This is a genomic window from Amycolatopsis sp. NPDC051071 (genome assembly GCF_040682875.1).
GTDB lineage: Bacteria > Actinomycetota > Actinomycetes > Mycobacteriales > Pseudonocardiaceae > Amycolatopsis.
This window is the reverse complement of record NZ_JBFBBY010000181.1, coordinates 1-13,545: the sequence shown is the minus strand read 5'-3', so window position 1 is coordinate 13,545 and position 13,545 is coordinate 1. Positions and strand designations below refer to the sequence as shown.

Annotated in this window: 10 protein-coding genes; all 10 read left to right on the top strand. The window is 67.5% G+C overall.

The features are described from left to right. The first annotated feature begins 309 nt into the window (after positions 1-309). The 10 genes from AB0M65_RS35230 (at position 310) to AB0M65_RS35185 (ending at position 13,174) form a co-directional block, all read left to right on the top strand. On the top strand, positions 310-1,620 hold the full coding sequence (locus AB0M65_RS35230) for a sugar ABC transporter substrate-binding protein (RefSeq protein WP_364037838.1): 1,311 nt from the start codon (positions 310-312) through the stop codon (positions 1,618-1,620). Beyond that, complete coding sequence (locus tag AB0M65_RS35225) at positions 1,620-2,567, top strand: sugar ABC transporter permease (protein ID WP_364037835.1); 948 nt, start codon at positions 1,620-1,622, stop codon at positions 2,565-2,567. Before AB0M65_RS35230 ends, AB0M65_RS35225 begins: the two co-directional genes overlap by 1 nt. Beyond that, on the top strand, positions 2,560-3,399 hold the full coding sequence (locus tag AB0M65_RS35220) for a carbohydrate ABC transporter permease (protein ID WP_364037832.1): 840 nt from the start codon (positions 2,560-2,562) through the stop codon (positions 3,397-3,399). The genes AB0M65_RS35225 and AB0M65_RS35220 overlap by 8 nt, the downstream gene beginning before the upstream one ends. A 29-nt stretch (positions 3,400-3,428) precedes the next feature. After that, entirely contained in the window at positions 3,429-4,778 is a 1,350-nt protein-coding gene (locus AB0M65_RS35215) for a GH1 family beta-glucosidase (protein WP_364037829.1), read from the top strand. A 604-nt stretch (positions 4,779-5,382) separates the two neighbouring features. After that, complete coding sequence (locus AB0M65_RS35210; RefSeq protein WP_364037826.1) at positions 5,383-6,858, top strand: amidohydrolase family protein; 1,476 nt, start codon at positions 5,383-5,385, stop codon at positions 6,856-6,858. Continuing rightward, the gene (locus tag AB0M65_RS35205) at positions 6,855-7,997 is read left to right on the top strand and encodes a M20 family metallopeptidase (RefSeq protein WP_364037823.1); all 1,143 of its coding nucleotides are present in this window, start codon (positions 6,855-6,857) and stop codon (positions 7,995-7,997) included. Before AB0M65_RS35210 ends, AB0M65_RS35205 begins: the two co-directional genes overlap by 4 nt. 32 nt (positions 7,998-8,029) lie before the next feature. Beyond that, on the top strand, positions 8,030-8,914 hold the full coding sequence (locus AB0M65_RS35200; protein WP_364037820.1) for a GNAT family N-acetyltransferase: 885 nt from the start codon (positions 8,030-8,032) through the stop codon (positions 8,912-8,914). Next, on the top strand, positions 8,911-10,017 hold the full coding sequence (gene menC / locus AB0M65_RS35195) for an o-succinylbenzoate synthase (RefSeq protein WP_364037817.1): 1,107 nt from the start codon (positions 8,911-8,913) through the stop codon (positions 10,015-10,017). The genes AB0M65_RS35200 and menC overlap by 4 nt, the downstream gene beginning before the upstream one ends. Before the next feature lie 76 nt (positions 10,018-10,093). Beyond that, on the top strand, positions 10,094-11,764 hold the full coding sequence (locus AB0M65_RS35190; RefSeq protein WP_364037814.1) for a helix-turn-helix domain-containing protein: 1,671 nt from the start codon (positions 10,094-10,096) through the stop codon (positions 11,762-11,764). A gap of 150 nt (positions 11,765-11,914) precedes the next feature. Then, the gene (locus AB0M65_RS35185) at positions 11,915-13,174 is read left to right on the top strand and encodes an MFS transporter (RefSeq protein ID WP_364037811.1); all 1,260 of its coding nucleotides are present in this window, start codon (positions 11,915-11,917) and stop codon (positions 13,172-13,174) included. Positions 13,175-13,545: the final 371 nt, after the last annotated feature.

The window sequence follows — 13,545 nt, the reverse complement described above, 5'->3', positions numbered from 1 at the left end:
CCGCTCGGTACCGGCGCCCGTTGCTCGCCTCAAGTACAGGAAGGCCCCCTTCCTTGCGCCTAGGGGGGCCTTCCTGTACCTAGGCAAGGAGACCTTCACGGACCTGACCCACGATCAGCCCCGCAGTCAAATCCAGTAGGTACCCAAGACATGCTTGGCCCTAACGACCCAAATCACTCACGACTCCGCATCCGGCGTTCAGGGGCTTGACGACAAGCTTGCCCTAGCCTTAACTCAAGCCCTGAAATAAGGCGTGTCCCGGATCACAGAACCGGTACGCGGCTTGGCCACTCACCCCGAGGACCATCGATGCGAATCGGAAAGATCGCTCCGGCGCTCGTACTGGCGCTGGCGGCCGCCGCCACGACGGCGTGCGGCGGCGACACGTCGTCCAGTGCTCCCAAGGAGCTCGTGTACTGGGCGTCCAACCAGGGCACCAGTCTCGACAACGACAAGGCAGTCCTGCGGCCCGAACTCGACAAGTTCGAGAAGGCCTCCGGGATCAAGGTCAAGCTCGAAGTCGTCCCGTGGACGGATCTGCTCAACCGGATCCTCGCGGCCACGACCTCCGGTAAGGGCCCGGACGTGCTCAACATCGGTAACACCTGGTCAGCCTCGCTTCAGGCGACCGGGGCGTTCCTGCCGTTCGACGACGCCGCGCTGGAGAAGGTCGGCGGCAAGTCGCGCTTCGTCGGGCCGTCGCTGGCGGCCACCGGGGCGAGTGGTCAGCCGCCGGTCGGCGTACCGCTCTACGGCCAGGCTTACGGCCTGTACTACAACAAGAAGCTCTTCGCCGAGGCCGGCATCACCAAGCCGCCCGCCACGTGGGAAGAACTCGTCGAGGACGGCAAGAAGCTCACCAAACCGGACAAGGGCCAGTGGGGCCTCTCGCTCCAGGCGGGCCAGGTCACCGAGAACAGCCACCACGCGGCGATCCTCGGCGCCCAGCAGGGTGCGCGGTTCTTCAGTCCCGAAGGCAAGCCGCAGCTGGCTTCGGACCCGTCGGTCGCGGCCGTGCGGCAGTTCGTCGATCTGATGCAGAAGGACAAGATCGTCAACCCGTCCAATGCGGAGTACGCCGACACCGCGAAGTCTCTCAAGGATCTGTCGGACGGCAAGGCCGCGATGTTCATGAACCAGGCTTCCGCCGGTTCGTTCAAGAACATCGGGATGGACATGGCCGACCTCGGCGTCGCGCCGATCCCGCTGCCCGCCACCCCGCCGTCGGCGGGCCGCAAGGTGACCAGCTTCGTCGCGGGCATCAACGTGTCGGTGTTCAAGAACACCAAGAACCCCGGCGCCGCGCTGGACTTCGTGAAGTTCATGGTCTCGGCGCCGGAGCAGGCGCTGCTCAACAAGACCTACGGCTCGCTGCCGACCGTCCAGGACGCCTACAGCGACGCGGCGTTCCAGACCGAGGACGTCAAGGTCTTCCAGAGCGTGCTGGCGAACTCGGCCGAGCCGATGCCGCAAGTGCCGCAGGAGTCGCAGTTCGAGACCCTGATCGGCACCGCGATGAAGGCGATGTTCGCCGACGTCGCCGCGGGCAAGCCGGTCGACGGCGCCAAGATCCGGGACCAGCTGAACCAGGCGGACCAGCAAATCGCGGCCGGTGGTTGATGCCGACCACGCTCGACGACGCCCCGGCCGTGAAAGCGGCCGGGGCGCACCGACCCCGGCAAACCCGGCGCCGGGTCGCGTTGCCGTATCTGCTGTTGCTTCCCGCGATCCTGCTCGAACTGCTCGTCCACCTGATCCCGATGCTCGCCGGGCTCGCGATGAGCTTCTTCAAGCTGACGCAGTTCTACATCCGAGACTTCACCTCCGCGCCGTCGGCGGGGATCGACAACTACAAATTCGTACTGGACTTCGATTCGGCCGCCGGCGAGGCACTGCTCGATTCGTTCTGGATCAGTGCCCTGTACACCGTCTTGTCGGTCGGGTTCTGCTGGCTGTTCGGCACTTCGGCCGCCGTGCTGATGCAGAAGAACTTCCGGGGCCGCGGTGTGCTGCGGACCCTGTTCCTGGTGCCGTACGCGCTGCCGATGTACGCGGCGGTGATCACCTGGTCCTTCATGTTCCAGCGTGACACCGGGCTGGTGAACAGCCTGCTGGGCACCGATTCCTTCTGGCTCATCGGGGACAACAGCTTCTGGTCGCTGGTGATCGTCTCGGTCTGGCGCAACTGGCCGTTCGCGTTCCTGATCGTGATGGCCGGACTGCAGAACATCCCCGGTGAACTGTACGAGGCGGCGGCGATCGACGGCGCGAGCTGGTGGCGGCAGTTCCAGGCGATCACCCAGCCGATGCTGCGGCCGGTCAACCAGGTTCTGCTGCTGGTGTTGTTCCTGTGGACCTTCAACGATTTCAACACGCCGTATGTCCTATTCGGAGCGTCCGCGCCGAAGGAGGCGTCGCTGATCTCGATCCATATCTACCAGAGTTCGTTCGTCACCTGGAACTTCGGCCTCGGCTCCGCGATGTCGGTGCTGCTGCTGGTGTTCCTCCTGATCGTCAGCACCGTCTACTGGGGACTGACCTCGCGGAGGAGGAACGCCGGTGTCTGAACCCCGTTGGCTCCCGTGGGTCCGCCGCTTCGTCCTTGGCTTCCTCGCCCTGTTCACCTTGGTCCCGCTCTACGCCATGGTTTCGTCGTCACTCAAGCCGCTCGGGGACGTCCAGGGCAAATGGGAGTGGTTCCCGACCACGCTGACCATCCAGCCGTTCTTCGACATCTGGGACACCATCCCGCTCGCCGAGTACTTCATGAACAGCCTGGTCATCTCCGGCTCGGCGGCGGTCCTTTCGGTGCTGATCGCGATCTTCGCGGCGTACGCGCTGAGCCGCTGCCGGTTCCGCGGCAAGAACTTCTTCAAGATGACCGTGCTGTCCACGCAGATGTTCCCCGGCATCCTGTTCCTGCTGCCGCTGTTCTTGATCTTCGTCAACATCGGCAACACCACCGGCATCGTCCTGTATGGCTCGCGGCTCGGGCTGATCATCACTTACCTGACCTTCTCGCTGCCGTTCGCCATCTGGATGCTCGCCGGCTACATCGACTCGATCCCGAAGGAACTCGACGAGGCGGCGATGGTCGACGGCACCGGGCCGATCGGCGCGTTGATCCGGGTGGTCATCCCGGCGGCCATGCCGGGCATCGTCGCGGTGGGGATCTACTCGTTCATGACGGCCTGGGGCGAGGTCCTGTTCGCGTCGGTGATGACCGATTCGGGCACGCGGACCCTCGCTGTCGGCCTCCAGGAGTACTCCACGCAGGTCCAGGTCTACTGGAACCAGGTCATGGCCGCCTCGCTCATCGTCTCCGTCCCGGTCGTCGCGGGATTCCTGTTGCTCCAGCGCTATCTCGTCGCCGGGCTCACCGCCGGTGCCGTGAAATGACCAGCCAGCCCCGTACAGAGAGGTCTGCCTTGAATCCGCACCTGCCCGCCGATTTCCTGTGGGGTGCGGCCACCGCCGCGTACCAGGTCGAAGGCGCCGTTGACGTCGATGGTCGCCTCCCGTCCATCTGGGACGACTTCGTCCGGGTCCCGGGTGCCGTCCTGAACGGCGACACCGCCGACGTCGCTTGCGATCACTACCGCCGCTGGCCCGAAGATCTCGGCATCATGAAACAGCTGGGCCTGGACGCCTACCGCTTCTCGGTCGCCTGGCCACGGGTGATCCCGACCGGCCGCGGCGAGGTCAACGCACTCGGCCTCGATCACTACGACCGGCTGGTCGACGCGCTGCTCGAAGCGGGGATCCGGCCGTTCGCCACATTGTTCCACTGGGATCTTCCCTCGGCCTTGCAGGCGAACGGCGGCTGGCCCGAGCGTGACACCGCCTACGCCTACGCCGAGTACGCCGCCGTTGTCGCGGCGAAGCTCGGTGACCGGGTCAAGGATTGGAACACGGTGAACGAGCCACTGTGCTCAGCCTGGCTCGGTTACCTCGAAGGGCGGTTCGCGCCCGGGATCAAGGACCTCAGGCAGGCCATCCACGCTTCGCACCACCTCCTGCTCGCGCACGGGCTCGGCGTGCGGGCGATCACCGCGAACGCCGCCGAGCCAGCCAACATCGGTCTCGTGGTGAACCTCAGCGGTATCGAACCCGCGTCCGATTCCACCGCGGACGTCGAGGCGGCGGCCCGGATGGACGGACACGTGAACCGCTGGTGGCTCGACCCGTCGAACGGGCGTGGCTACCCGGCGGACATGATCGAGGTCTACGGCGTCGAGCCGCCGGTGGTCGGTGACGACCTCGACGTGATTTCGGCCCCGGTCGGTTACCACGGGCTGAACTACTATTTCCGGCAGATCGTGGAGGACGACCCGAACGGTCCCGCGCCGCGTGCCCGCCAGGTGCCCGTCGAGGGGGCCGCCACCACCGCGATGGGCTGGGAGATCCACGGAAAGGGCCTGGCGGACCTGATCCACCGCCTCGCCAACGAGTACGGAGCGCGAGCCATCTACGTCACGGAGAGCGGTGCCGCCTTCGACGACAAGGTCGCCGAGGACGGCTCGATCGACGACGCCGACCGCATCGCCTATCTGGAAGAACACCTCGGCGCGGTCGCCGGTGCCGCCGAAGCGGGTGCGCCGGTGAAGGGGTATTTCGCCTGGTCGCTGCTCGACAACTTCGAGTGGGACAGCGGGCTGAGCAAGCGATTCGGGCTGGTCCGGGTCGATTACGACACCCAGGTCCGGACGGTCAAGGCGAGCGGCCACCGCTATGCGGAGATCATCGCGGAGCACCACGGCCGCCACCGCCTGCCTTGACGCAGCCCTCCGGCGGGTGGGTCGTGAGTGGCGATTCGTGTTCTCTTTGAGGGGTAAGGCAAAGGTGGCGCCTCGGGCGAGGTGGTGCCTGGGGGTGGCGCGGCACCGCACTCGCGTGCTCAGAGCCGTGACTCGCGTGCTTAAAGACGTAACTCGCGTGCTTGAAGCCGTATCTCGCGTGCTTGAAGGCGTAACTCGCGTGCTTGAAGGCGTAACTCGCGTGCTCAGACCCCGCACACCGAGTTCGGCGTCCAGCACGCGAGTGACGTCTTCAAGCACGCGAGTTACGTGCTCAAGCACGCGAGTGACGGCTTCAAGCACGCGAGTGACGCCTTCAAGCACGTGAGTTACGTGCTTGAAGGCGCGAGTCACGTATTCGCTCTGGCCGCCAATCCCGCGAACAAGCCGGTCACAGCGAGCCCGGGCACCAGGCCACGTTTGACTTACCCCTCAATAACCTGAATCGCCACTCACGTCCCACGCACTCACGATGCGTTCGTGCGGGCGGATGGATCCGGTGTCCCGGATTCGTCGCCCGCTACGAACGGACGGCTCGCGAAACCTCCTAGTGTCGCCATGAACGAGGCGATCTAGGAGGCGAAGCATGCGGACACTCTTGCGTGGCGGTCGTGTCATCGACCCGGCGACGGGATTCGACGGCACGGCCGATGTGCTGGTGGTCGACGGGGTGGTCACCGCCGTCGCGGAGGGCCTGACTCCGGAGCCGGGCGATACGGAGATCGACGTCACCGGGCTCGTCGTCGGCCCGGGGTTCATCGACCTGCACAGCCACGTGCACTCCATCGCGGGCCAGCGGCTGCAGGCGATGGACGGCGTCACGACCGCGCTCGACCTCGAAGCCGGGCTGATGCCGATCGAGCGGGCCTACGCCGAGGCCGCGGCGGCTGGACGTCCGCTGCACTACGGTTTCTCCGCGTCCTGGGGTTCGGCCAGGGCGCAGGTGCTCGCCGGGATCGAACCCGACGCCAATATCGACAGCGGTCTCGCGGTGCTCGGGAACCCGGCATGGCAACGGTCTTCGTCGCCTGCCGAACTGGCCTCGTGGTTGTCCCTTGTGGAGGGTGAGCTGGCCGCGGGTGCGCTCGGCGTCGGCGTGCTGCTCGGGTACGCGCCGCTCACGGACCCCGGTGAGTTCCTTGCCCTCGCCCGGCTGGCCAAGGAAGCCGGGGCGCCGACGTACACGCACGTCCGCGAACTGGTGGAGGTGGACCCGGCGACACCCGTCGACGGGTCGGAGGAGATCGCGATCGTCGCGGCCGAGACCGGCGCCGCGATGCACCACTGCCACGTCAACAGTACGTCCGGCCACCAGATCGACCGTGTGCTCGCGGCGCTGGAAGCGGGTCGCGCGGCCGGGTCGCGGGTGACGGTGGAGGCTTATCCGTACGGGGCGGGCAGCACGGGTATCGGCGCGGCGTTTCTTTCGCCGGAACGGCTGAAGATGAAGGGACTTTCCCCGTCCAGCGTGATCATGCTGGAGTCGGGGGAGCGCATCGCCGACGAAGGCCGCCTGCTCCAGGTGCGTGCCGAGGAACCGGGCGCGCCGTGCATCCTGGAGTTCCTCGACGAGGGCGATCCACGCGACCTCGCACTCCTGAACCAGGCGCTCGCGTTCCCCGACGCCATCGTCGCCAGTGACGCCCTGCCCGTGTACTGGAAGAACGGCACCAGCGAGAGTACCGAATGGCCGCTGCCGCCCGGTGGCGCGACGCATCCCCGGACGTCCGGGACGTACGCCAAGACGCTGCGTCTGATGGTGCGCGAGAGCGGCGCGTGGACCTGGGTGGAGGCGTTCCGGCGCTGTTCGTACCTGCCGGCCCGGGTCCTCGACGAGGTCGCGCCCGCCGCGCGGGCCAAGGGCAGGCTGGGCGTCGGAGCGGATGCCGACATCGTCGTGATCGACCCGAACGTCATCACCGACGCGGCGACGTACTTCGACCCGATCAGGCCGTCGGTCGGTGTCCGGCACCTGTTCGTCGCGGGTGTTCCCGTTGTCACCGACGGAAATCTGCGCACGGACGCCTTCCCCGGCAAGCCGCTGCGGGGTGAGCCGCGATGAGCGACCTGCTGGCCGACATCGAGACGCTCGTTCGCTGCGAGTCCCCGTCTTCGGACCACGACGCGGTCGCTTGCAGCGCCGAAGTGGTGGCCGCGGTGGGCGTGAGGCTGCTGGGGGTGGAACCGGAGCGGATCGTCGTCGACGGGGTCACCCACCTTCGCTGGCGGTTCGGCGACGGGTCACCGCGTGTGCTGCTCCTCGGGCATCACGACACGGTGTGGCCCCACGGTTCGCTGGAGACGCATCCGTTTTCCGTGCGGGACGGCGTATTGCGCGGGCCTGGCTGCTTCGACATGAAGGCCGGGGTCGTGATGGCGCTGCACGCCGCCGCCACGGTGCCCGATCGCGCCGGACTGTCTATTTTGGTCACCGGCGACGAGGAGATCGGCTCGCCGACGTCGCGTGCCCTGATCGAGGACGAGGCGCGTGGTTGTGACGCGGCGTTCGTGCTGGAGGCCTCGGCCGACGGCGGCGCGCTGAAATGCCGCCGTAAAGGCGTTTCCCAGTACCGGATCGAGGTCACCGGCCGGGCCGCGCACGCCGGGCTCGAACCGGAGAAGGGCATTAACGCGGGAATCGAGATCGCGCACCAGGTCCTCGCGGCGGCCGCGATCGCCGATCCCGAAGCCGGTACCAGCGTGACACCCACGGTCGTGTCGGCGGGGACGACGGTCAACACCGTGCCCGCCGCCGCGAGCGTCTCGGTCGACGTCCGCGTCTGGAACGAGGCGGAACAACTTCGGGTCGACAGGGCCATGCGGGAACTCCTGCCGGTGCTGGAGGACGCCGAGGTCCGGGTCACCGGTGGGATCAACCGGCCGCCGTTGGAAGAAAGCTCGTCGTCGGGATTGTTCGCGCTGGCTCAGGAATTGTCGGGCGAACTCGGGCTCGGTGAACTGACCTCCGCCTCCGTCGGTGGCGCCTCGGACGGCAACTACACGGCGGGAATGGGCATTCCGACACTCGACGGCCTCGGCGCCGTCGGTGGCGGGGCGCACGCGGATCACGAACACGTCGTCGTCGCGGAATTGCCGCGCCGTACCGCCCTGCTGGCCGCGCTCGTCGAAAACGTACTCGCGAAGCGCGATCCGTCCGGCGCGACGAATCCCGCCGGCGAATCTGGTACGGCACGACGGTGACTCGGCCGGGTAACCGGGAAAGGATTGTGCCCGTGACGAATCTTGCGACGAATACGGAAAGCCTGGTCACCCGGGAGGTGCGTGACGAAGCCGTCGCCGCCGCGCGGGCCGCGGCCGTGGCTTCGGGCGTCGAAATCCGCGAACTCACCGAAATCGCCGACCTGGCGGCGGTGGTCGGCTTGTTCGAGTCGATCTGGAAGACCGCGCCCGGCGCCCGTCCGGTGAGCACGGAACTGCTCCGGGCGATGTCGACGGCGGGCAACTACGTCGCGGGCGCGTTCGAGCACGGCGAACTTTTGGGGGCCTGCTTCGGTTTCTTCGGGAATCCGGGGAAGGCGAGCCTGCACAGCCATATCGCCGGGATCGTCCGCGCCGGTGCGGGCCGGGGGATCGGTCACGCGCTCAAACTGCATCAGCGCGGCTGGGCGCTGCTCCAGGACGTCTCGGTGATCACCTGGACCTTCGACCCGCTCGTACGGCGCAACGCCTACTTCAACCTGGGGAAACTCGGCGCGCGTCCGATCGGCTACCTCCCTGACTTCTACGGTCCGATGGAGGACAGCATCAACGGCACGGGTGACACCGACCGCCTGATGGTCGGCTGGGACCTGACGAGCCCGACCGTGCGCGCCGCCGCTTTCGGCGAACCCGTCCTGATCGACGCGGAAGCCTTCGGAGCGGCGAAGGCGCTCTCGGTCGCTCCCGACGGAGGCCCGGTGGTAGGCCCGGCTGACACGCCGACCGTCCTCGTCGCCGTCCCGCCCGACATCGAACAACTACGCCGCACCGATCCCGTTCGCGGTACCGCGTGGCGCGTCGCGCTGCGTGAAGTCCTCGGTGGACTCATGGCGGACAACGCCCGTGTCACCGGTTTCGATCGTGCCGGCTGGTACGTGATCTCGAAGGAGCAGTCGTGAAACTCAGCGGTGTGGAACTACGCCGGGTCCGGATGCCGCTCGTGGCACCGTTCCGGACGTCGTTCGGGACACAGGCCGAACGGGAACTCCTGCTGGTCTGCGCGGTGACCCCGGCGGGCGAGGGCTGGGGTGAATGCGTGGCGATGGAGGCGCCGCTCTACTCCTCGGAGTACAACGACGCCGCCGAGCATATGCTGCGGAACCACTTGATCCCGGCGCTGCTGGCGGCCGGCGACCTGACCGCGCACAAGGTGACGCCGATCCTGGCGAAGTTCAAAGGGCACCGGATGGCGAAGGCCGCGCTGGAGATGGCCGTCCTGGACGCCGAACTCCGTGCGCACGATCGGTCCTTCGCGGCCGAACTGGGGTCCACTCGCGACACCGTCGCTTGCGGTGTCTCGGTCGGGATCATGGACTCGATCCCGCAGCTGCTCGACGTCGTCGGTGGATATCTCGACGAGGGTTACGTCCGCATCAAGCTGAAGATCGAACCCGGCTGGGACGTCGAGCCCGTGCGACAAGTCCGGGAGCGCTTCGGCGACGACGTGCTGCTGCAAGTCGACGCGAACACCGCGTACACCCTCGGCGACGCGCCCCTGCTGGCCAGGCTCGACCCGTTCGACCTCCTGCTGATCGAGCAGCCATTGGAAGAGGAGGACGTGCTCGGCCACGCCGAACTCGCCAAGCGGATCCGGACGCCGATCTGCCTCGACGAGTCGATCGTCTCGGCAAGGGCCGCCGCCGACGCGATCAGGCTCGGTGCCTGCCAGATCGTCAACATCAAACCGGGCCGCGTCGGCGGCTACCTCGAAGCCCGGCGGGTGCATGACGTCTGCGCGGCGCACGGGGTCCCGGTGTGGTGCGGCGGGATGATCGAGACCGGGCTTGGCCGCGCGGCCAACGTCGCGCTCGCCTCGCTGCCCGGTTTCACCCTCCCCGGCGACACCTCGGCGTCCGGCCGGTTCTACCGCACCGACATCACCGAGCCGTTCGTGCTGGAGTCCGGGCATCTGCCGGTGCCGACCGGCCCCGGGCTCGGGGTGACTCCGATTCCGGGCCTGCTGGACGAGGTCACCCGGGCGAAAGCGTGGATCGGGTCGTAGCCATATACGAATTCCGGGGTTAGATTTGGTCGGATCGAACCAGTCGGTTCGGTGAGACCGGGTTTAACTTCGGGGGGTGCTGACACCGGTGCCCAGCAAACCGCATACGAGTCTGGGGCGCGTCCTCGAAGACCTCGGGGACGTGCTCTTGGAGCCGGTCGTTCTCGGCCGGACCACCCGCAAGCAGCTCGGCGGGGTGGTCATCCACGATCCGCACGACGAGTCCGAGTTTCCCGCCAAGGCCGTCGTGCTCGGCGTCGGGGTACGGGAGCAGGACGAGGTCGCCCGCCTGCTGCACGACGTGGGTGCACGGGGCGCGGTGGCACTCGTCGTCCGCTCTCCCGTCACCCCGGCGCCGGAACTCAAACGTGCCGCCGACGCGTCCGGCGTCGCACTCCTCGGGCTCGCGCGCGGTGCCTCCTGGGCCCAGCTGGCCGCGATGCTCAGGACGTTGCTCGCCGAAGGGGACGTCGGTGACGTGTCACCGCAGACACTCGGCGGAATGCCGTCGGGTGATCTGTTCGCGCTGGCCAACGCCATCGCCGCGTTGCTTGACGCGCCGGTGACCATCGAGGATCGAGACTCCCGCGTCCTCGCGTTTTCCGGCCGCCAGGACGAGGCGGACCCGTCCAGGGTCGAGACCGTCCTCGGCCGCCAGGTGCCGGAGCGGTTCACCCGCGGCCTGGAACGGGACGGCGTCTTCGACCGGCTGTACCGCGAGAACACGCCCGTGTTCGTCGACCCGCAACGCTACGACGACAGCACGATCGTGATTCCGCGCGTGGCGCTCGCCGTCCGCGCCGGTGACGAGGTACTCGGCTCGATCTGGGCGGCAATCCGCGAACCGCTCAGCGAGGAACGGACGCAGGCGCTGGTCGACGCCGCCAAACTCGTCGCGCTCCACATGCTCCGGCTGCGGGCGGGCGCCGACGTCGAACGGCGGTTGCGCGCCGACCTGGTGAGCACGGCGCTCGAAGGCGGCGCCGGGGCACCGGAGGCCATCGCCCGGCTCGGCCTGCTGGGGCAGCCGTCGATCGTGCTCGCCATGGGCCTGCTCGGCGCGCCCGCCCCGGAGGACGACCTCCGGCTGGCCGCCGATCGTCAGCGGGTCGCCGACGCCTTGGCCATGCACCTCAGCGCCATCCAGCCACGCTCGGCCGTCGCCCTCGTCGGCGACGTCACCTACGGCATCGTCCCGATGCCGGGCCACGGCGACTGCCAGGAACGCTCGATCCGGGTCGCGTCGACCTTCCTGGAACGCACCGGACGCCGCGCGGCGGCCGCGATCGGGATCGGCCCGCTCGCCCTCGACGGCTCCGGCCTGCGTGCCTCGCGGGACGGCGCGGACCGGGCACTGCGCGTGCTGCTCACCAACGGTGGCGCCAAACGCGTCGCGACCGTCGACGACGTCCACGTCGACGCCCTCATGCTGGAACTGGCCGACCTCGCCGCGGCGAGGGGAGACGTCGCGACGGGGCCAGTCGCGCGGCTGCTCGCCTACGACGTCCAGCATCAGTCGCAACTGGTGCACACCCTGCGTTGCTGGCTGGACGCTTTCGGGGACATCGGTGCCGCGTCCGCCGCGGCCTACGTCCATCCGAACACCTTCCGTTACCGGCTGCGGCGGCTCGCCGAAGTCGGCGAGATCGACCTCGACGACTCGGGCGAGCGGTTCGCGGCGATGGTGCAACTGCGGTTGCTGCCCCGTGACGCCCGGACCGGGCCGCCCGCCGCCGAAGAGTCCTGACCGGCGGCGGGATTGGTCGCTCGCGCCCGAAAGACCGCCGGATGTTCGTGTGATCGCACCAACTCTGTCCGCCACCCGCTGTTCAGAATGGGTGATCGGCGCCACACCCGCGCCGTTCTTCTTCTCTCCCAACGTTTCCGCGGAGGCGCCATGACGGCAGTGGTCAATGAGGACACCTGGACAGCGCGGCGGATCAACCGGACGGCACTCATCACCATGGTGGTGATGCTGTTCGCCTGGTCGGTCGACTACATCGACCGGTTCTCCATCGGGATGGCGTTGCCGATGATCGGCGCCGAATTCGACCTCAGCAAGACGGAGCAGGGCTGGCTCGTCACCGTTTTCGCCCTGGTCTACATGATCTGCCAGATCCCGGCCGGTTTCCTTGCCGACCGCTATGGCTCTCGCGGGCCGATGCTGGTCACGTTGCTGCTGTGGTCGGTGTTCACCGCGATGACCGGGATGGCGGGCACCTTCGGCATGCTGCTGGTCGTCCGCGGGCTTTTCGGTGTATGCCAGGGACTTTTCCCGGCCGCGTCGTTCAAGGCCGTCGCGGAACGGACGACTCCCGCCAACCGGGCGACGGCCACCGGCGTGATGCTGGCCGCCGGCGGGATCGGCGCCGGGCTCGCCCCGTTGATCGTCGGTCCGCTCCTGATGGCCGTCGGCTGGCGGCACACGTTCTTCTGGATGGCGGGTATCGGCGCGTTCATCGGCGTCGTCGTCTGGGCGATCCTGCCCAAGGCGCTGCCGAAGTCGCTGAGCAGCCTTCCGCGCGACGAGGCGGCACCACCCGAAGTGACCCGCAAACAGGTGCTGAAGTCCCCGGTGGTCTGGAAGTTCACCCTGCTGTTCTGTGTCACCAACATGCTGAACTACGGCCTGATCACCTGGGTGCCGAGCTATCTGCTCGAAGCGCGGGGCATGACGCTGAACCAGACCGGCGTGCTGGCCGCGATCCCGATGCTGGTCAGCATCGGCACGACGATCCTCGGCGGCTGGCTGTTCGATCGCTACTTCCACGACCAAGGCCGCTGGTACCTCGGTTCGGTCGCGCTCGTGACCGTCGTGCTGCTGATCCTGATGGTGAACGCGGAAACCACGGCGGAGTTCACCCTTTACGAGACGCTCGCGCTCGCTGTGTTCGGCATGGCGACGATGTGCGTTTTCGGCCTGCCCCTGCGTGTCCTCCCGACCGCGGTCACCGGGATCGGCATGGGGGTGATGAACTTCGGCGGCCAGGTGGCCGGCGCGGTCGCCCCGGTGGTGATGGGATTCCTCGCCGACACCTTCTCCTACACCGCCGCGTTCAGTTTCCTCATCGGCACCACCTTCCTCACCGCCGTGATGGCGTTCTGGGTGCCGCAGACCCCGGCGCAATTCACCTTCGCACCCGCGAGTCCCAAGTAGACGCTCGTGAGTGATTTGGGTCGTTCTAACGCAATGCCGCTTAGCTTATCTCAAATATGAAACCCAATTTCAAAGTGTCGGCCGTCTGACCAGGGCAAACACTCTAAGGTGGGGCGATCACGAGCCACTGACCGACTGTCATCGCCCATAAGAAACCGCAGGTCAAGAGGTTGATCAACTTAAGCTGAGTGGCATTGCGTTTCAACGACCCAAAACACTCACGAGAACCCGCCCCCTGCGTTCCGGCGCCGCCCCTGCTCGCCGCGCGTGAAGGATCCCTTCCCTCGGCTCAGCCGAGGAAACTCGACCTTCACGCCTTGCCCAAGTACAGGAAGGCCCCCTTCCTGTACCTAGGCGCAAGGAAGGGGGCC

What these genes read in the sequence shown, in the direction of transcription:
- AB0M65_RS35230 (WP_364037838.1), top strand. Translation starts at nt 310, where the DNA reads ATGCGAATCGGAAAGATCGCTCCGGCGCTCGTACTGGCGCTGGCGGCC.
- AB0M65_RS35185 (WP_364037811.1), top strand. Translation starts at nt 11,915, where the DNA reads ATGACGGCAGTGGTCAATGAGGACACCTGGACAGCGCGGCGGATCAAC.
- AB0M65_RS35205 (WP_364037823.1), top strand. Translation starts at nt 6,855, where the DNA reads ATGAGCGACCTGCTGGCCGACATCGAGACGCTCGTTCGCTGCGAGTCC.
- AB0M65_RS35210 (WP_364037826.1), top strand. Translation starts at nt 5,383, where the DNA reads ATGCGGACACTCTTGCGTGGCGGTCGTGTCATCGACCCGGCGACGGGA.
- AB0M65_RS35225 (WP_364037835.1), top strand. Translation starts at nt 1,620, where the DNA reads ATGCCGACCACGCTCGACGACGCCCCGGCCGTGAAAGCGGCCGGGGCG.